The organism is Clostridium estertheticum, assembly GCF_011065935.2.
In the GTDB taxonomy this organism is placed as follows: Bacteria; Bacillota; Clostridia; order Clostridiales; family Clostridiaceae; genus Clostridium_AD; species Clostridium_AD estertheticum_A.
Genome location: NZ_JAAMNH020000001.1, coordinates 2,112,742 through 2,131,847 on the forward strand (window position 1 = coordinate 2,112,742; position 19,106 = coordinate 2,131,847).

16 protein-coding genes and 1 tRNA gene are annotated in these 19,106 nt (G+C 31.5%); 16 read left to right on the forward strand and 1 reads right to left on the reverse strand.

Translation table 11 applies throughout. The features are described from left to right. Positions 1 to 62: 62 nt before the first annotated feature. From G9F72_RS09770 to G9F72_RS09785, 4 genes are all read left to right on the forward strand, one after another. The gene (locus tag G9F72_RS09770) at positions 63 to 629 is read left to right on the forward strand and encodes an HD domain-containing protein (protein WP_164956243.1); all 567 of its coding nucleotides are present in this window, start codon (positions 63 to 65) and stop codon (positions 627 to 629) included. A 154-nt stretch (positions 630 to 783) separates the two neighbouring features. Continuing rightward, a complete protein-coding gene (locus tag G9F72_RS09775; RefSeq protein WP_164956244.1) occupies positions 784 to 1,824 on the forward strand; it encodes an aldose 1-epimerase in 1,041 nt (346 codons plus the stop codon). Positions 1,825 to 1,871: 47 nt separating this feature from the next. Continuing rightward, positions 1,872 to 2,348, forward strand: coding sequence for a YbaK/EbsC family protein (locus G9F72_RS09780; RefSeq protein ID WP_164956245.1), 477 nt, complete (start codon positions 1,872 to 1,874; stop codon positions 2,346 to 2,348). Between the two features lie 293 nt (positions 2,349 to 2,641). After that, on the forward strand, positions 2,642 to 2,944 hold the full coding sequence (locus G9F72_RS09785; protein WP_164956246.1) for a hypothetical protein: 303 nt from the start codon (positions 2,642 to 2,644) through the stop codon (positions 2,942 to 2,944). A gap of 10 nt (positions 2,945 to 2,954) precedes the next feature. Here G9F72_RS09785 and G9F72_RS09790 read toward each other — a convergent pair. Continuing rightward, positions 2,955 to 3,030, reverse strand: a tRNA-Ala gene (locus G9F72_RS09790). A 319-nt stretch (positions 3,031 to 3,349) separates the two neighbouring features. Between G9F72_RS09790 and clpB the strand changes: the two genes are divergently transcribed. The 12 genes from clpB to G9F72_RS09850 all read left to right on the forward strand — a co-directional run bounded on the left by clpB (position 3,350) and on the right by G9F72_RS09850 (position 19,055). Next, complete coding sequence (gene clpB, locus G9F72_RS09795; RefSeq protein ID WP_164956247.1) at positions 3,350 to 5,950, forward strand: ATP-dependent chaperone ClpB; 2,601 nt, start codon at positions 3,350 to 3,352, stop codon at positions 5,948 to 5,950. Positions 5,951 to 6,272: 322 nt separating this feature from the next. Further along, positions 6,273 to 7,430 (forward strand): HD-GYP domain-containing protein, encoded by a 1,158-nt coding sequence (locus G9F72_RS09800; protein ID WP_164956248.1) that lies wholly within the window; start codon positions 6,273 to 6,275, stop codon positions 7,428 to 7,430. Next, on the forward strand, positions 7,430 to 8,050 hold the full coding sequence (locus tag G9F72_RS09805) for a nitroreductase family protein (RefSeq protein ID WP_164956249.1): 621 nt from the start codon (positions 7,430 to 7,432) through the stop codon (positions 8,048 to 8,050). Before G9F72_RS09800 ends, G9F72_RS09805 begins: the two co-directional genes overlap by 1 nt. Positions 8,051 to 8,138: 88 nt before the next feature. Further along, positions 8,139 to 9,272 carry a DNA-3-methyladenine glycosylase family protein gene (locus tag G9F72_RS09810; protein WP_164956250.1) on the forward strand — a complete coding sequence of 378 codons (1,134 nt, stop codon included), beginning with the start codon at positions 8,139 to 8,141 and terminating at the stop codon, positions 9,270 to 9,272. Next, positions 9,265 to 9,744 (forward strand): methylated-DNA--[protein]-cysteine S-methyltransferase, encoded by a 480-nt coding sequence (locus G9F72_RS09815; RefSeq protein ID WP_164956251.1) that lies wholly within the window; start codon positions 9,265 to 9,267, stop codon positions 9,742 to 9,744. Before G9F72_RS09810 ends, G9F72_RS09815 begins: the two co-directional genes overlap by 8 nt. A gap of 312 nt (positions 9,745 to 10,056) precedes the next feature. Continuing rightward, positions 10,057 to 12,405, forward strand: coding sequence for an immune inhibitor A domain-containing protein (locus tag G9F72_RS09820; protein WP_164956252.1), 2,349 nt, complete (start codon positions 10,057 to 10,059; stop codon positions 12,403 to 12,405). 216 nt (positions 12,406 to 12,621) lie between these two features. After that, positions 12,622 to 13,614, forward strand: a complete 993-nt coding sequence (locus G9F72_RS09825) for an NADH:flavin oxidoreductase (protein ID WP_164956253.1) — start codon at positions 12,622 to 12,624, stop codon at positions 13,612 to 13,614. A 324-nt stretch (positions 13,615 to 13,938) separates the two neighbouring features. Beyond that, positions 13,939 to 14,598: a DedA family protein gene (locus G9F72_RS09830; RefSeq protein ID WP_263486849.1), complete on the forward strand. Its 660-nt coding sequence runs from the start codon at positions 13,939 to 13,941 to the stop codon at positions 14,596 to 14,598. A gap of 24 nt (positions 14,599 to 14,622) precedes the next feature. After that, the gene (locus G9F72_RS09835; RefSeq protein ID WP_224676055.1) at positions 14,623 to 15,093 is read left to right on the forward strand and encodes a phosphatase PAP2 family protein; all 471 of its coding nucleotides are present in this window, start codon (positions 14,623 to 14,625) and stop codon (positions 15,091 to 15,093) included. Between the two features lie 71 nt (positions 15,094 to 15,164). After that, positions 15,165 to 16,643 carry a metallophosphoesterase family protein gene (locus G9F72_RS09840; protein WP_164956255.1) on the forward strand — a complete coding sequence of 493 codons (1,479 nt, stop codon included), beginning with the start codon at positions 15,165 to 15,167 and terminating at the stop codon, positions 16,641 to 16,643. A 77-nt stretch (positions 16,644 to 16,720) separates the two neighbouring features. Continuing rightward, the gene (locus G9F72_RS09845; RefSeq protein WP_164956256.1) at positions 16,721 to 17,521 is read left to right on the forward strand and encodes a metalloprotease family protein; all 801 of its coding nucleotides are present in this window, start codon (positions 16,721 to 16,723) and stop codon (positions 17,519 to 17,521) included. A 199-nt stretch (positions 17,522 to 17,720) separates the two neighbouring features. Next, on the forward strand, positions 17,721 to 19,055 hold the full coding sequence (locus G9F72_RS09850; protein WP_164956257.1) for an FAD-binding oxidoreductase: 1,335 nt from the start codon (positions 17,721 to 17,723) through the stop codon (positions 19,053 to 19,055). Positions 19,056 to 19,106: the final 51 nt, after the last annotated feature.

Below are 19,106 nucleotides of genomic sequence, written 5' to 3' on the forward strand. Positions count from 1 at the left end.
TGAAAAAAGGTAATTTTAGTGATATACTATATTAAAAAATCATAGGAGAAAGGGTGATAAACATGTTAGATAGAGATAAGGCAGAAGAGCTTTTGCACAAACATTTGAAGAATGATAAATTAGTCATTCATTGTTATGCGGTTGAAGCTGTAATGAGTGCACTAGCTAAAAAATTAGAACCTGAAAATGAAAAAGAGTGGGGAATAACAGGCCTATTACATGACATAGATGAAACAACCATAGATTGGCTCAAAAATCCAGAACTACATGGTCCCACTGCAGTAGAGATATTAAAAGCAGAAGGTTTTGGAAATGAACGCATATACCATGCGATTTGTGCACATAACCAGCTAAATGGAACAAAAATAATCAGCAAAATGGATGCAGCAGCTTATGCTGGGGATCCTATAACCGGATTTATTACTGCCATTGCGCTTGCTTACCCAGATAAAAAGCTTGCAAATGTAAAAGTGAAATCTATAGTAAAAAGAATGAAAGACACAAGATTTGCCGCTAGTGCCAATCGACAAGCTATGTATTCCATTGTAAATTTAGGAATGACCTTCGAAGAATTTGCAGAACTTTCTTTAAATGCTATGTTGAAAATTTCAGATAAGCTTGGTTTGTAAAATTCATATAACATAAATTAAGTCCTCTTATATTCAAGTAAAAATATAAGAGGGCTTCTGTGTGATTTTTGATCTATTATGGTGGGTAATTTATTATATTAATAAAATTATATTTGCTTATGTTTAAAAATAAACAAAATTGGAGATAGCAATTATGACAAATGATAAAAATGAAGTTTCAACAGTTCAAGAAGAATTATGGAAGGGCTATAAATCCATTCGGTTTTCAGCAGGTGGGTATGAAGCCTTAATGATAACGGATGTTGGGGCTAACATCATAGAACTAAAAGATACTATAAGAGGGTTAAGCATACTTAGAACTCCTGTGGACAATTTAGAATTTGAAGTTTTCAAGTCCACACCTCAAGTTTATGGACTGCCAGTTTTGTTTCCACCAAATAGATTAGAAGATGGGACATTTAAAGTGGAAGACAGAGTATATAAATTTCCAATAAATGAACCTGAAATTAATAATTATATCCATGGTTTTATTAAAAATGAAAAATGGAAGATAGCTAGAAGTGAAATTATTGAGGGTGAAGAAGTTGAAATAGAGGCTATACTTGATTTTAATGAAGAACATGAATTTTATAAGTACTTTCCTCACGCCTTCCAGTTTAAATTAGTTTATAATCTCTCAAGTAGTGGATTAAAGCAGACAACAAGTATTATTAATTTAAGCAATGAGAAAATGCCAATGGGAATAGGATTTCACACTGCCTTTAATATACCTTTTCACCCAGAAAGCGTGGAGGAAGATTATAGACTAATAGCATCAATAGATAAGATATGGGAACAAAATGAAAGAAACTTACCTACAGGAAAAATCTTAGACTTAACTATTGATGAAAAACAATATTTAAACAAGGGGATAAATCCACTAGGGGAAGAATTAGAATCTCATTATACATTAAAAAATATGAATATAAATGGAGAAGAATTTCATGGAGCAATAATTGAGGACACCTCAAAAAAAATAAGATTAATTTATGAAATGGGCAATGATTATAAACATATGGTGCTATGGAATGATAAGGGTGACAAACATTATGTTTGCGTAGAGCCTCAAACTTGTTCAATAAATGCTCCAAATATAAATTTAGAAAACGACATAACTGGATTTAAAACCTTATGTCCTAATGAAACCTGGAGCGAAGAATGTAGGATATATGCAGAGGATATGATTTCAAACTAATATAGGTTAATTTAAAACCACACATAAAAGTGAAAGGATGATAAACAATGGCTATAGATAAAGTTAAGGAGTATTTTAAAAAATGGGGTAGGGATAAAGACATTTTAGAGTTTGTAACATCCAGTGCTACTGTTGAACTCGCAGCAGAGGCAGTGGGTGTAGAGCCTGCAAGAATTGCTAAGACTATTTGTTTTAAAAATGGAGAGGGTGCTATGCTAATAGTTACAGCAGGAGATGTAAAAACAGATAATAGAAAATTTAAGGACGAATTTGGGTTTAAAGCAAAGATGCTAACACCCGATGAAACTTTTGAATTTACAGGACATGTAGTAGGTGGAGTATGCCCCTTTGGTTTAGAAAATGATATACCTGTATTTTTAGATAAATCTCTTAAGCGATTTGTTACTGTGTATCCTGCCTGTGGAAGCAGCAATTCAGCTATTAAACTTACCTGCGAGGAACTTGATAAATATTCCTTGAATAAGAAGTGGATAGATGTGGGTAAAGGCTGGGAGTTACCATAGTATAGAATATTATTTATCTGTTTAACCCTAGTATAAATTGAGCACTCTTATATTTAAGTGAAATATATGCTATAATGTAAACTGTAGACATGTGTAAATAAACAATAATAACATTAAGAGATAAAACTCTTTTGGATTCTTTGTTGGAAAAAATTAGGTTTCAGATTTATGTTCTGGGCCTTTTTACTTTTGGGGGAAATTACTAATAAACGTAAAATTTGTATAGATGGATAAAATAAATAGGAAACCGTACTTTTATGTTTTCTGTTGGGTAAGGAAGAAGGAAAAGAAAAATGATAAAGCTTGAAGAAATATATAAACTTTGTGAATGCTGTGAAAAGCAAGATAAAAAAACAGGTATTATGAAACTAATGGAGAAAGGCTACAATGAGATTACCGCAACAAAATATTATAACATTTGGAAAAGACATTACATGGATTGTAGTAGTCAAGATTCAACGCTTTCTGGTATTTATATAAAAACCAGTAAAGAAAGAAGACTGTTAGAAGAGTGTACATTTATTGAACGTCAAAGGTATCTAGAAGCATTAAGTAAAGATCAACTTATACAAATTGCACAGGCAATGCTTAAATAATATATAAAAATGGTGGAGATAGGGGGAATCGAACCCCCGGCCTTCTACATGCGAAGCAGACGCGCTCCCAACTGCGCTATACCCCCATAAATTTTGTTATCCCTAATTATAACACTATTTAGGATAATATTCCATATTAGCTATTTATTTAATGGAATTTTTAAAATTAAAACAAAAACAATTATAAATGATTTATTAGTAAAAAATATGATTATTATAAGGTGAAATGTAAATTTTATAGTTAATTTCGTGATATAATATTAGTAGAAAACTAAATGTGAAGCATCCATAAATAAGATTTTTATACTGGTAAAACGGTTTTCTAATTTATTTAAATGGGTGTTTTTTTGCATTAACAAAATTAAAATTTGATATTAATTTAATAACTAAAGGGAGGGCTTTTTCATGGATATAGAAAAATTAACAGTTAAGGTTCAACAATCCTTAAATGAGGCTCAATTAATAGCGGTAAAGAATAATCATCAGCAAATAGATACAATACATCTATTTGCAGCACTTATTGCTCAAGAGGATGGGCTCATTCCTAACATATTTAGTAAAATGGGAGTGGATATAAGACAACTAAATGAGGATATTAATAAAGCCTTAGAGAGGATGCCGAGAGTTACAGGAAGTGGTGCAGATACTGGAGCTGTTTATGCAACTAGAAGGTTTGAGGAAATTTTTATAAAGGCAGAAGATGAAGCTAAAAAATTCAAAGATTCTTTTATAAGTGTTGAACATGTAATGCTTGGTCTTATGGATGTAAATACTAAAGTCATTGGGGATATTTTAAAAAAATTTAATATAACTAAAGAAGAATTTTTGAATGCGCTTTCGAAAGTTAGGGGAAATCAAAGAGTGGAGAATCCAGACCCAGAAGGTACTTATGAGGCATTGGTTAAATATGGTTCAAACCTTGTGGAGCAAGCTAAAAAGCATAAATTAGATCCTGTAATAGGACGTGATGAGGAAATTAGGCGGGTTATAAGGATACTTTCTAGAAGAACTAAAAATAATCCAGTGCTTATAGGAGAACCTGGAGTAGGTAAAACTGCTATAGTGGAAGGACTTGCCCAACGAATTGTAAAGGGAGACGTACCAGAAGGACTTAAAAATAAAATAGTGTTCTCTTTAGATATGGGAGCTCTTATTGCAGGCGCTAAATTTAAAGGTGAATTTGAAGAAAGACTTAAAGCAGTGCTTAAAGAAGTAGAAAATAGTGAAGGTAAAATAATTTTATTTATAGATGAGATTCATAATATAGTGGGAGCAGGAAAGTCAGAGGGTTCTATGGATGCAGGAAATATGATAAAACCACTTCTAGCTAGAGGAAGCCTTCATTGTATAGGTGCAACTACTTTTGATGAATATAGAAAATACTTAGAAAAGGATAAGGCCTTAGAACGAAGGTTTCAACCAGTAACTGTAGAGGAGCCAACTGTTGAAGATGCTGTGTCAATACTTCGAGGCCTTAAAGAAAAGTTTGAAATATATCATGGTATAAGAATTCATGATTCAGCCATAGTAGCCGCTGCTAAGCTTTCAGATAGATATATAACCGCAAGATTCCTTCCAGATAAGGCAATAGATCTTATAGACGAAGCCTGCGCTATGATAAGGACTGAAATTGATAGTATGCCAACGGAGATGGACATGACTAAACGTAAGTTATTTCAACTTGAAATTGAAAAGAATGCACTATCAAAAGAGAAGGATGAGGCTTCAAAGAAAAGGCTAGAAATACTCGAGAAAGAGTTAAGTAATTTAAAAGATAAAGATAATGAAATGACAGCAAAATATGAAAAGGAAAAATCTAAGATAGTTGAAATTAGAAATTTAAAAGCAGAGTTAGATGCTTCTCGTGGGGAGATAGAAAAATCAGAAAGAGAATATGATTTATCTAAAGTGGCAGAGCTTAAATATGGTGTAATTCCAAAACTAGAAGCTCAGATAAAAGAAAAAGAAGAAGGCATCAATCAAAATAATGAAACAGCTATGCTTAAAGAAGAGGTAACAGAAAAAGAGATTTCACAGATCGTATCAAAATGGACAGGAATACCTGTAGCAAATCTAGTCGAAGGAGAAAGGAAAAAACTCATAAGGCTTGAAGAAGTGTTATCGGAAAGAGTAATTGGACAAAAAGAAGCCGTTACTGCAGTTTCAAATGCTGTTATTCGCGCAAGAGCAGGCATGAAGGATCCAAGAAGGCCTATTGGCTCATTCATATTCCTAGGACCCACCGGTGTTGGGAAAACCGAACTTGCAAAAACCTTAGCTAGAACACTATTTGATAGCAAAGAAAATATAATAAGAATAGACATGTCAGAGTATATGGAAAAATATTCTGTATCAAGACTTATAGGAGCACCACCAGGTTACGTAGGTTATGAAGAGGGCGGTCAACTTACGGAAGCAGTAAGGCGAAAACCTTACAGTGTTATATTATTTGATGAAATAGAAAAGGCTCATGAAGATGTGTTTAATATATTTCTTCAGATACTAGATGATGGAAGGCTTACAGATAATCAAGGTAAGATCGTGAATTTTAAAAATTGCATAATAATTATGACTTCAAATATTGGAAGTAGTTATCTCTTGGAAAACAAAGAAAGTGGAGGTATAGAGCAATATATTCGTGATAGAGTTATGAACGAATTGAAGTCAAATTTTAAACCGGAATTTTTAAATAGATTAGATGATATTATACTATTTAAACCACTAGATACAAAAGAAATAAAAGGTATAGTAGATATATTCCTTGAAGAAATTAAAAATAGGCTTAAAGACAAAAACATATTAATGAAAGTAACAGACGCTGCTAAAGAGCTTATGGCCCGAGAAGGCTATGATCCAATTTACGGTGCACGTCCACTAAAGAGATACATTGAAAATGTACTAGAAACATCTATTGCTAAGAAAATTATTAGGGGAGACATAGTGGATGGTTCAATCATTGGGGTAGATGCCAAAGATGAGCAAATTATCATAGAAAAGATTCAATAATTCTATTTACTTTAATAAAAAATAGAGGTTCACTAATTAAAAAAGATAGTAAAACTTTGTAATGAGGTTTTGCTATCTTTTTTTTGTTAGGATAGAGACTAAAAAATCTACTCATCTCTTTTGTTTTATACTTTTTCTATGAATATCATGATTATTATTCTAGTAGTTGACAATGGAACAATTATTTAACATAATAAGGTTGACCATGCTTTTACATAATATTAAAGCGAAACCAAATATTAATGGCACTAATTCAAATGAAAGGGGGCCATAGAAATTATTGAAAAAAATATACGAATAGAGGTAGATACGGAGGAAAATTGTGAAAATTAGCACTAGGTCACTCATAGAAGGATTATCTTATGCTTTGGACGTGGCTGAGAAATCTTATTTCTCTCACTCTAAACACGTAGCATATCTTTCCGTTATGATAGCTATGGAATTAGATTTACCAAAAGAGCAACAAGAGGAGCTTTATTATGCAGCATTATTGCATGATATAGGAGCAAGCAATACATATTTAATTCAAGAACATTGTGAAGTTGGTAGAGATATAATATTAAAACTCCCAATTAAAAGTATAATAGCGGAGTATGTCTATTATCACCATGAGCATTATGATGGAACAGGGCCATTTAAATTAAAGGCTGATGAAATTCCACTACCTTCCCAAATTATATGTATAGCAAATTTGTTTGACACAAAATTTGGGAGTATAGAAACTCTAAATTTAGAAACACTTAATGAAATTAATAAATGGATTGATAGTAACCATGAATTATTTAAACCAGAAATAGTGGAGACTTTTTATAGACTCATTGAAAAGGAGTATATATTTTTAGATTATTTTACTCATGAATTTAACAATGTATTAGTTAAGCGAATAGAGATAATAAGGAATAATATAGGTTTCGAAGATGTTAAACTGTTTGCGCATGCATTTTCTCAAATAATAGATAAGAGAAGTACATTTACTTATGAACATTCCGTTGGTATTTCTAATTTAGTCAATAAAATAACTACACAATTAGGCTATAATTATGAAATACAAAACAAAATGTACATAGCAGCATTATTGCATGATATTGGTAAGTTAGTAATATCAAATGATATTATTGATAAGAAAGGTAAGCTTGATGAGGAAGAACGATATCAAATCAATAAGCATACATATTATACAAGGTGGATATTAGAGCAAATTGAGGGGTTTGGGGATATTACCAATTATGCATCTAATCATCATGAAAAATTAAATGGAAATGGATATCCATTACATTTAGCTGAGGAACAAATCAGTGAACTAGATAGAGTAATGGCAATATGCGATGTATATCAAGCATTGACGGAAGACAGGCCTTATAGAACTAAAATGCCAATAGATAAAGTTTGGTCAATCATTAATGAAATGGTGAACAATAATGATTTGGACGGAAATTTAGTTGGCAAAATAAAAACTATTTTGAAAGAGGCGATTATATAATGAATGAGTTTCTAAAAATTGTAAGAGAAAGAAGATCGGCTAACAAATTTATTGAAAATGTTGTAATACCAAAAGAGGATTTTAATAAAATATTTGCAGAGCTTTCATTGGCACCTTCTGCATTTAATTTACAACATGCAAATTATTATGTTGTAGAAGATAAATCATTAACGGATAAAATTTATGAAGCTGCTTTTAAACAATATAAAATAAAAACTGCTTCAGCAACAATAATAGTTACTGGAGATAAAAATGCTTATTTATCAGCGGGAACAATATATGAAGGATCAATGATGCTGGGAATGATAGATAAAACTGAATACCAAATTCTACTTGATAGCATTAATCATGTATATGAAGATGGGGGGCAAGGTTTTCAGCATGATGAAGCTATTCGGAATGCATCTATATCAGCAATGCTATTCATGCTTTTAGCTAAGAATGAAGAATGGGATACATGCCCAATGATATATTTTGATAAAGATAAAATCAGTAAGTTGTTAAATATTCCAGAAAATGAAGTGCCCGTTATTATGATTACCATGGGTAAAATGGACAAAAGTAGTAGTAAGATAAGAGGGTATAGAAAGCCTACTGCTGAATTTGTAAAATTTTATTAATTAAATATCTTTTTCTTGCAAAGTGTCCTGCATAAAAATTATGATTATAGCTCATTTAAACTAATGAAAAAATTATGGGGGTGTCATCATGCATGGTGTAAGTAATGACATGAAATATGATATTATGTACAACAAAAATTCAGAGTATAACGATACATTCTATACAGCAGTTAAAACAACAGGTGTATATTGTATTCCATCCTGCAGCGCAAAAAAACCAAACAAAGAGAATGTTGAGTTTTATGATACAACTGTTGAAGCAGAAGCTAAAGGATATAGACCTTGTAAAATATGTTTACCTAATTTATTAAAGGTAAAGTGGAAAGATTTTAAAAAGTATATAGAAATTGAAGTACCTGATGAGTTTAGCTTTCAGCAGTGCATGGTTTATTTAAATAGGTCTGACATAGAATGTCTTCATAAAATTAAAGAGGGAGATTTCTATAAATTACTTAAATTTGAAGATGTTAACGTTTTAATTAGTATTTCCATGGTAAATAAAAAGCTAAAGGTAACCTTTGTGGATGAGGTTCCAGCAAAATGGGTTAGAGCACAAGTAGCTAAATATGTGTGGGATATGTTTGATTTATCAACAGACTTAACTGATTTTTATAAGTTGGCGGAGAAGGATTCAATTATTAAACTATTAATTGATAAATATAAGGGACTTAGGATTGTAAAAATCAATGATATGTTTGAAACAATATGTTGGGCAATTATTGGTCAACAGATAAATCTAAAGTTTGCATATACATTAAAGAAGAGACTAGTTGAATATTATGGAGAAAAAATGGTATATGATAATGAGGAGTATTTCTTATTTCCAACGCCGCAAGTTATTTCAAAACTTGAAGTTGAAGATTTGAAGCCCCTTCAATTTACTACAAGAAAGGCTGAATACATAATCGGTATTGCAAAGCTTTTTAATGAGGGTCTTTTTAAAAAACAAGAATTAGCATTAGAAGTGAATTATGAAAAATTGAAAAATAGATTGCTATTAATTAGAGGGGTAGGAAATTGGACAGCAGATTATGTAATTATGAAATGCTTTGATCTAAATGATGCTTTTCCTATAGCTGATGTGGGTATTCATAATGCATTAAAAGGCATTTTAGGGTTGGATAAAAAGCCTTCAATAGAGGAAATAGAAAAATTATCAGTGAATTGGAAAGGATGGGAAGCCTATGCTACATTCTACTTATGGAGGTTCCTAAATGACTAAAAAATATTATGGGTATTATAATTCACCTATTGGAATATTAGAAATAATAACATCTGAAGATGCAGTAATTTCAGCTATGTTTGTAGAGGCAATTAAGGAAAGTACAGGACAACCGCATATTTTGAAACAGGCTATTAAACAATTTGATGAATACTTTAAAGGGACAAGAAGTGAATTTGAAATAAAATGTGAAGTACAGGGCACTGAATTTCAAGAAAAGGTTTGGAAGTCTTTAGAGGAGATACCTTATGGAGTGACTTTATCTTATAAGGAACTAGCGATTGCAATTGGAAACGAAAAAGCTTCAAGGGCTGTTGGTAAGGCTAATAGTAAAAACATTATTAGTATAATTATACCCTGCCATAGAGTGATTGGAGCTGATAAGAGCTTGACAGGATATGCAGGTGGGCTTGATAGAAAGCAGTGGCTTTTAGAACACGAAAGAAGAAATTCATCTATCTCTTTATCTTAGAATACTATACTATCATTTGGGGCATGGTTGGAGAAAATTAAGAATTTACAGATATGGATGAAGTGCTAACTAAAGACATAAAATAATAATATTTAAATAGCCAGTTGGGTTGCAGATTAATGTGCAGCTCGACTGTTTTTTTTTGCTTAAAAAGATTTGCAGACATTTATGCTACTTTTTAATATTCAAAGAAATAATTAAATATTTCAAACTATGTATTGACTATAAAAATACATAATTGTATAATTAAGGAATAAGTGTGCGGGAATATTTATATTTCATAGTGCACTAAATTTAGGGGGGATCTGTTAAATGGTAAGTAAAAAACTTCTAGGTGTGATTATGTCATTTGCGCTAGTTGCAAATGTAATGTCATTCAAGCCAGCATCATCAGTGGGACAGGCTAATCTTACATCAGGTAATCTGATTCAAGAGGACAAGGGTACCGTAGACCTTGCAATTGCAAATGAAGATAGACTTATTGAAATGTTAAAGAAATCAGGGAAGATCGCTCAAAATGCAACGCAGGAAGAGGCACTTCAAGTAGTACGTGCATATTTAAAAGGGATGGAAAAGGATGCTGTAGGTGATCCTTCAAAATTAACAACAGAAGAGAAGACTGCTTTAAACAAAATTAAAATTGAAGTACAATCTAAAAATCCAAAGCAAAATAAAAAATTCCCTGCTACACCTTCAAAAACATGGGATGGAAAAGTGAAGTCAGATAAAATACTTGTTTTACTAGAAGATTTCAACGACTACAAACATAATATGATAACACCTGATGAAACTGATATGTATTATAAAGAGTATGCTCAGAAGCATTATCAAGATATGTTATTTGGAAAAAATGGATATGCTGGACCAAGCGGTGAAACATTAATATCAATGAAGCAATATTATGAACAACAATCAGGTGGAAGTTATACAGTAGATGGAACGGTACTAGGCTGGTATACTGCACCTAATACTGCAAAATATTATGGAGAAGATACGGCAACTTCTCACAATAAAAATGCTAAAACCTTTGTTTATGAAGGGCTTAAAACAGCAGCAAAAGATGCTAGTGTAAATTTAGCAGATTATGACTTAGAAGATCCATATGATATCGATGGAGATGGAAATATAAATGAACCAGATGGAATTATTGATCACTTAATGGTTATACATGCTGGTGTTGGTCAAGAAGCTGGTGGCGGAGTTTTAGGAGATGATTCAATATGGTCACACAGTTCAAAATTATCAACTGGTCCTGTTGCTATACCAGGAGCAACTTCTAATAGTACAAATTTTGGTGGAAAGCTTGCTGCATATGCTTATACAATAATGCCGGAAGATGGAAATACAGGCGTGTTCTGTCATGAATTTGGTCATGATTTAGGACTTCCAGATGAATATGATACAGACTATACTGGAGTAGGTGAACCAGTTGAATATTGGTCAATAATGTCATCAGGAAGTTGGGCAGGTAAAATTCCAGGAGCTGAACCAACAGGTTTTAGCCCATATGGTAAGCTTTATTTCCAAGAAACCTATGGTGGAAATTGGATGCATGGTTCAGAAGTTAATATTAATGACATACCAAAAAGTGGTTTGAAATATGTTCTTGATCAAGCAGCTATAAAAGGAAAAAATAATGACTTTGTAAAAGTTAATTTACCAGAAAAATCTACAAAGGTTAATACTCCTGCAAGTGGTACTAAGGAGTATTTCAGTGGTAAGGGCGACGACATGAATAACTCAATGTGGGTTAATTTAGACTTAACAGGTAAAGCAACTGCTAAATTAACATTTAATACCTTGTATGATATTGAGCAAGATTATGATTATGCATATATTAATGTTAAGGTAGGATCTGCTGACGGGGTAACAGTACCAGGGAATATAACAACTACAACCAATCCAGAAGGGGCAAATCTTGGAAATGGAATAACGGGAAGCTCAAATGGATGGGTTAAAGGAGAATTTGATTTAACTCAGTTTGCAGGACAAAAAATACAATTATCATTTAATTATGTAACAGATGCTGGTTTATCAATGCCTGGATTCTATATTGATGATATAGCTGTACAAGCTGATGGCGCTGCTATATTCTCAGATAACGTAGAAGCAGCACCGAAGTTTACAATGGATAAGTTTACTGTAAGTGATGGAAATATGTATACTTCACAATACTATATTTTAGAGTGGCGTAACCAAGTAGGAGCAGACTTAGGCCTTGCACATATTAAACGTGGGAATTCCTTAATGTCCTATGATCCAGGTTTACTTGTATGGTATGTAGATAACTCCTTCACAGACAACTGGACAGGAATTCATCCAGGACAGGGATATCTAGGTTTGGTAGATGCAGATCAAAGTATAAATATGTGGAATTATGCAGATAAAACAATGAAACCAGCAGTTGCTTCAACAAGATATCAATTGCATGATGCTGCATTTAGCCAAAGGAAAACTGAGAACATGTTATTAGATTATGGTACACAAACATTAACGGATACCACAACTCAAACAAACCATACATTTAATGATAGTAAATCCTATATGAGCACTTTAATTCCCGATGCAGGAAGAATAGTTCCAAAATTTGGACTTGAAATTTCTGTAAATGGAGAAGCTAATGATAGAAGTAGCGCTACAATAATGCTTAAAGTTAAATAATCAAATACAAAGAAGGGCACTCTTAATTTTTTTCAGAGTGCTTTTACTATATTTTGGTTGAAGATATAATGACAGTAGCAAGGCTTGTAAAAATGATTTTACTAATATTACTTTAAGACCTCATGAAACTAAAGTATATATGATAAAATAGATAAATAAGGATTTATAATACCAATATAAATTGGAATTAAATCAATGATTTAAGGAGGCTACAAAATGTCATATTTACTTAAACCACTAGAACAATGTAAGTTAACTTTTAGCAATAGATTGGTTATGCCACCCATGGCTACTTCCAAATCTCAGCAGGATGGAAGGGTCAGTAAAGACATATTAGATTATTATGATGAAAAATCTCAAGGTGGATATATATCATTGATTATTATAGAACATAGCTTTATAACTCAAAAGGGAAAGGCTAGTGAAAGAATGCTTTCTATAGCAGAGGATAGTGTTGTGGAGAGCCTAAAAGAACTGGCAAATATTATTCACAAAAATGGATCTAAAACAGTAATGCAAATTAATCATGCTGGAAGTGCAGCAAAGATGGAGGTCACAGGATATGAGCCAGTTGGACCTTCAGCTATAGCGAATCCTCGCACTGGTAGTGTTCCAAAGGAACTTACTAAAAGCGAAATTAAAATTATAATTGGAGAATTTGCAAAGTCAGCACTTCGTACAAAAGAAGCTGGGTTTGATGGAGTAGAGATTCATTCTGCTCATGGATACCTTTTAAACCAATTCTTCTCTCCTCTTTCTAATAAACGAACTGACGAATATGGTGGAGATTTATTAGGAAGAATTAAAATTCATTTAGAAATTATTAAAGCAGTAAAGGATGCTGTTGGTAATGAATTTCCTATTCTGCTTCGTCTAGGTGCTTGTGATTATATGGAAGGTGGAAGTACAATTGAAGATAGCAAAGCTGCAGCCATAGAGTTTGAAAGTGCAGGAGTAGATGTTCTAGATATTTCTGGAGGATTTTGTGGATATACTGTGACTGGTAATACTAGTCAAGGATATTTTTCACCCTTAACTGAAGCTATTAAGGAGGTTGTGTCCATTCCAGTTATACTAACTGGTGGAATTACTGAAGTGAGTGTAGCTGAAAAACTTCTTTCAGAAGGAAAAGCCGATCTCATTGGTGTAGCCAGAGCTATATACAAAGACTCTAAGTGGGCGAAAAAGGCTATTGAAAGTCTTAAATAAGTTTTTTTAAAAATGAAGAATTATTTAAAGTAAAAAACCACTGATTTACGAAAAAATCAGTGGTTTTATTTGTACCTCATAAAAAATCAGCCTATGTTTTAAATTATGGTATAATATGAAGTGTCAGAAAATAGTAGGATTAAAATCCGTTGAAAGAATAACCAGTTATTATGTGAGGTGTGATATTTTGAATTCTGTAATAGGACTAATTAATCATTATGGATATATAATTTTGTTTACTGCTTTGGTACTTGAATTATTGCATTTCCTCTCCCAGGCGAGCTAATGATGACGTACTGTGGCTTTCTTGTTTATCAATCTAAAATGAATTGGATTATAAGTATCCTTGTAGCTACTGCTGGAGTAATATTAGGCATTACAATATCTTATTTTGTAGGCGCTAAATTGGGTACCAGGTTTTTTGATAAATATGGTTCATATATTCATCTTGGGCCCAAGCAAAGGGAAAAAACATCAAAGTGGTTCAAAGCATCTGGTAATAAATTATTAATTTTAGCATGTTTCATCCCTGGAGTTAGGCATATTACTGGGTATTTTTCCGGTATAACGGAGATATCCTATAAAAGATTTGCGATTAACGCCTATTTTGGAGCTTTCCTTTGGACTGCTACTTTTATTTCACTAGGTAAGATTCTTGGACCAGACTGGGATAAATTTCAGAGTTACATATCGAAATATTTAGTTATTGGCAGCATAAGTATATCTTTAATTTTCATTATGATTTATGTTTATATAAATCATAAGACACAGATAATAGAAAGTACTTATAAAACGATAAATAGAACTTTAATTACATTTCATTCCATGGGAAAAATAAAAGTCGCTATAGCTGGTGTAGCATTTGCTTCCTTAGGTTTTATGGTTCTTGTAATTGGTGTAATACAAGATTATTTATCACATGAATTCCAGCAATTTGACATTGTTGTATCTTATTTAGTAAAAGCAATTTTCACTACAAAATGATTAAGCATTATCCGCTTATTTGAAATGATTACTTCAATTAAGGTCTTAGTTCCACTTGCTATTCTCATATTAATATTGATTATAAGAAAAAATAGAAACCGAGTTCTTGAAATTCAGTTTCTATTTATAGTGTTAGCCGGCGGAGAAGTTTTGCAATTTGCATTAAGAAATATTTTCAGGCGCCTAGGACCTTCTTCATTAAGGCTACTAGGAAATATTCAATATACGTTTCCTAGCAATCAATCGTTAATGGCAATTGTTGCATATGGTTTTTTTGCTTTTTTAATAATACGAAACTTAAAGAAATCATGGGCTTCCACTGCTATCATAATTATAACTTTACTTATTTGTATTTGTGCAGGACTAAATCCAATATTCTTTCAAACTGCATATCCAAGTGACGTTTATGCAGGATATATTTTTGGTGGGGTTTGGCTTACTATAAATATTATTTTATTGGAAGTTTACCGCATACTACCTAAAATACAATTTTAAAGTAATTGTATTAATCCAATAAATTAAGTCAAAGATTTAAGTAAACAGCTTATACTGAAAGGAAGAATTAAATGAAAAAAAGTAAAATAAATTTATTTATAATTATAGGATTAATAGTAATTATACTTGGGTTTATCGGAAGTACTTATAATGATTTTAGAATACAGGAAAATTTCACTGGGATACCGCTTAATTTTAATCCAACGAATTCTGTATCTTCATATGATTGGAATGGTATCAATGTCACCATAAAAGGTGGATTTGTTAAAGGTAAAGTAACTCAAAGCAAAACAGAGAATTTAATACTCAGAAGTCTTTCTTCAACACCACAAATTAGAATTAAAGGTAATCCGAAAACCTCCGGAACATATCTAATTAGGTTAGAGAATGTAAATCCAGCTGATACAACCTTCTCAAACTTGGATAGAGCTGCTATAAAAATATTAGAGCCACATACATTGTTGTTAACAATAAATTTAAAGGCAAGTGAAGATAAAACAATTAATGTTTCTCTCAAAGATAATAAACAAGGCTTTGAATTTGTTATGCTTGGTGATAATAGAGATGGTTATGATACATTTTCAAATATTATTGATCAGGTAAATGCAATAAATCCTATTTTTACAGTTGATGATGGAGATTTAGTATACGGAGGAGAGCCACATAAATACAGGTTATTTAATGAAACAGTTTCAAAATTCAAGGTTCCGCTCTATACTACACTTGGAAATCATGATATTAGAGAAAATGGTAGACCCACATATACAAAGATCTTTGGCCCACCTTATTATTCTTTTGAATACAAAAATGCACATTTTGTATTTTTAGATAGTTCGCGAGGGTGGTCAGAAAAAACATCAATCCCTCAGGAACAATATGTATGGTTGGAAAATGATCTTAAAAATGCTAAGGGGAAGATGATATTTGTTTTCTCGCATATACCACCCATAGATCCAAGAGCTGATAAAAAAACCAACATCATACCCTATGCTTCCGAAGAAGAGAAACCAAGTTTGATTGACCGATTAGCCAATAATTATAGTGAATATAAGAGTCTAAATCATGGGTTCCCAGACAGTAATGAGGCATTAAAATTCGAAAACCTAATGACTAAATATAAAGTGAATACTGTTTTTACTTCACATATTCACAGCTATATAAGTTATGTTAAGAATGATGTTAGATATGTAATAAGTGGAGGGGCAGGGGCTGAACTACTTACTACTAATAGTTATTACCATTATTTAGTTGTAAAGGTAGCTGATAAAGATACTTTCATTGAGGCTATTGAGTTGCCGTCTCCCACAAATACAATACAAGATAGGTATATAGCTGCAATTCGACTATTTGCAAAGGCAATTTATAAAGAATACACAACAATTGTGATAGGTATTATTACTATTGCTATCATTTTACTACTATGGATAATGTGGAATGCTCGTAATAAATGGAAAAAACACATTAAGCTATGGACCAAGTTATTGGTAGATATATTTTCGTTTTCAATAAAAAAATATAAGGAACTAAAAGAAAAATATATAAATAAATAAATAAATAAATAAATAAAGGGAAGCCAAATGGCTTCCCTTAAAAATAGAAGCTCAGCTAAATTTGAAAGGGTGATTAAATGAATTTCTTAATAGACTTAATAATAAAGACATCCGTTGATACAATATATTTGACAGGAATGATAATTTTAGTAGGATTTATTCTTGGATATATGAGGGACCATTCAATGCGAAATTTTCAAAGGAGTTTTGGTTGGAAGACAGTTGCTGTTACAGCTATTATAGGAGTACCTATACATGAAATGTCACATGCTATCTTTTGTTTGATTTTTGGTCACAAAATTACAAAAATAGTACTCATACAAAAGAGGGATGAAAATGGAGTGCTTGGATATGTAAGTCATGCTTATAATCCTAATAGTATATATCAACAGGCAGGTAATTTTTTTATAGGAATTGCGCCTATCTTCGGAGGGATTTCCGTTATAATTGCACTAATGCATATAATTATTCCGAGAACATACAATGAATTTATAAATATATCACTAAATAATTTGAACATAACTAAAATAAGTCAGGGTTCAATAGAGGCCATAATTAATTCATATATTGATTTAATAAAAACAATCTTTTCAATAAATAACTTTGGAAATCCTTACTTTATAATATTTTTATTTTTAGCTATATGTATTTCATCTCATATATCTTTAAGTTCCGCGGATATTAAAGGCGCTTCTAAAGGATTAATTATAATATTTCTATTAATATTAGTTATTAATGGTCTTGGATTTTCAAGGTTTTTTATGGCTGAAAGTATATTGAAATATAATATTATACTAATAGGTTTTCTCATAGTATCCTTGATTTTCTCAAGCATAACGTACCTTGTAAGTTTACTTCTATTAACAATAAAGAATTAATGTAGAAGCATGGAATTTGTGTTGCTATAATGGTTTCATCGTCCAGAAATCTATGGAAAACCAGTTCTAGTTATAGCCTCAACCAAGGGATCAGGACTTAAATCTACTCTTAAATATTTAGAGAGAGTGTCAATTCAATAGTAATTTATGATATAATGAAATTTAAATGTAAAACTAATATAAATAAGGAAGTGTTTGTATGAAGACGAAAAAAGTGTTTTGGATTTTGATGTATTTCCTTGCACCCGTATTACCTGTATATTTTTATCTAATCCACGCAGCCAAAAGCAATCATGATTTTATATTTTTACTAGGTGGATCACTAGGAATTTGTTCCTACGTATTTTTTGTAAATCAATTTATAATTACTGCTAGGCCAAAGTTTATAGAAAAAAACTTCGGCATGGATAAAATGTATAGATTTCATATGGTTATGCCCTTAGTTGCTTTTACTCTAGGACTTATACATAATCAAATTAAAGAAGGTTATTTCGAGGATTCCTTTCAAACCACATTAGGAACTGCAACGCTTATAATATTTGGTACAATAATTGTTATTAGTGCCTTATTAATGATTAATAAGCTATTTATCAAAATAAAAATAGTGGATGATATAAGAAATCTATTAAAGAAAATTTTAAAACCAAAGCACGAATTTCTTGTTACAATTCACAATATTACTGTAATAGGAGTGTGTGTTTTATTAGTTCATATACTCTTAAGTAATTCTGTAAAAGCTAATATTCCATTAGAAATAACACTTGTATCGTACTTTGTAATAGCCTTATCAATGTATTTTTATCATAAAATATTAAAAAGACATATTGCAAAGAGCAAGGAATATACTATTTCAGATGTTATAGTGGAATGTAATAACATAATTACTTTAAAATTTAAACCTAAAAATCATAAATTATTTAACTATAAACCTGGGCAATTTTTATATGTTAAACTATATAATAGTGAAATTCCAAAGGATGAGCATCCTTTTACTATATCATCCAGCCCTACTGAAATGGATTATATTTCAGTAACGGTTAAGCAGCTTGGAGATTTTACTAATAGCCTTGTAAAAGCAAGGGTGGGTGATAGGGCATACGTTGATGGCAGTTATGGAAGTTTTACTCATTTGGATTTACCAAAAGCAAGTAAAATGTGTTTTATTGCTGGAGGAATTGGAATAACACCGTTTTTAAGTATGTTAAGGTATTTAAATATAGAAGAAAAAGATAGACAAGTTATTTTACTTTGGGGTGTTCGCGATAGCAGTGAACTAATTTGCAGAGAAGAACTAGATTCAATAGCAGGTAACATGAAAAATCTAAGCATTATACCAGTACTATCTTCAGACAAAAACTACAGTGGAGAGCAAGGATATGTTGATGCTGCTAGAGTTAGGAGGTTACTTAATAATGATCTTGATTATGACTTTTTCATATGTGGACCTCCAATTATGCTAGAGAAGGTTGTTTCCGATTTAAGATCCTTTAATATTGATTCGCATAAGATACATTTTGAAAGATTTTCAATTTAATAAATCATCTATGAGAAAACAGCCTAAAAAGGCTGTTTTTTTAGTTGGTAT

Excerpts from the sequence above, each read along its gene's own strand:
- G9F72_RS09770 (WP_164956243.1), top strand. The coding sequence starts at position 63 with ATGTTAGATAGAGATAAGGCAGAAGAGCTTTTGCACAAACATTTGAAG.
- G9F72_RS09775 (WP_164956244.1), top strand. The coding sequence starts at position 784 with ATGACAAATGATAAAAATGAAGTTTCAACAGTTCAAGAAGAATTATGG.
- G9F72_RS09780 (WP_164956245.1), top strand. The coding sequence starts at position 1,872 with ATGGCTATAGATAAAGTTAAGGAGTATTTTAAAAAATGGGGTAGGGAT.
- G9F72_RS09785 (WP_164956246.1), top strand. The coding sequence starts at position 2,642 with ATGATAAAGCTTGAAGAAATATATAAACTTTGTGAATGCTGTGAAAAG.
- clpB (WP_164956247.1), top strand. The coding sequence starts at position 3,350 with ATGGATATAGAAAAATTAACAGTTAAGGTTCAACAATCCTTAAATGAG.
- G9F72_RS09805 (WP_164956249.1), top strand. The coding sequence starts at position 7,430 with ATGAATGAGTTTCTAAAAATTGTAAGAGAAAGAAGATCGGCTAACAAA.
- G9F72_RS09810 (WP_164956250.1), top strand. The coding sequence starts at position 8,139 with ATGCATGGTGTAAGTAATGACATGAAATATGATATTATGTACAACAAA.
- G9F72_RS09815 (WP_164956251.1), top strand. The coding sequence starts at position 9,265 with ATGACTAAAAAATATTATGGGTATTATAATTCACCTATTGGAATATTA.
- G9F72_RS09820 (WP_164956252.1), top strand. The coding sequence starts at position 10,057 with ATGGTAAGTAAAAAACTTCTAGGTGTGATTATGTCATTTGCGCTAGTT.
- G9F72_RS09825 (WP_164956253.1), top strand. The coding sequence starts at position 12,622 with ATGTCATATTTACTTAAACCACTAGAACAATGTAAGTTAACTTTTAGC.
- G9F72_RS09830 (WP_263486849.1), top strand. The coding sequence starts at position 13,939 with ATGAATTGGATTATAAGTATCCTTGTAGCTACTGCTGGAGTAATATTA.
- G9F72_RS09835 (WP_224676055.1), top strand. The coding sequence starts at position 14,623 with ATGATTACTTCAATTAAGGTCTTAGTTCCACTTGCTATTCTCATATTA.
- G9F72_RS09840 (WP_164956255.1), top strand. The coding sequence starts at position 15,165 with ATGAAAAAAAGTAAAATAAATTTATTTATAATTATAGGATTAATAGTA.
- G9F72_RS09845 (WP_164956256.1), top strand. The coding sequence starts at position 16,721 with ATGAATTTCTTAATAGACTTAATAATAAAGACATCCGTTGATACAATA.
- G9F72_RS09850 (WP_164956257.1), top strand. The coding sequence starts at position 17,721 with ATGAAGACGAAAAAAGTGTTTTGGATTTTGATGTATTTCCTTGCACCC.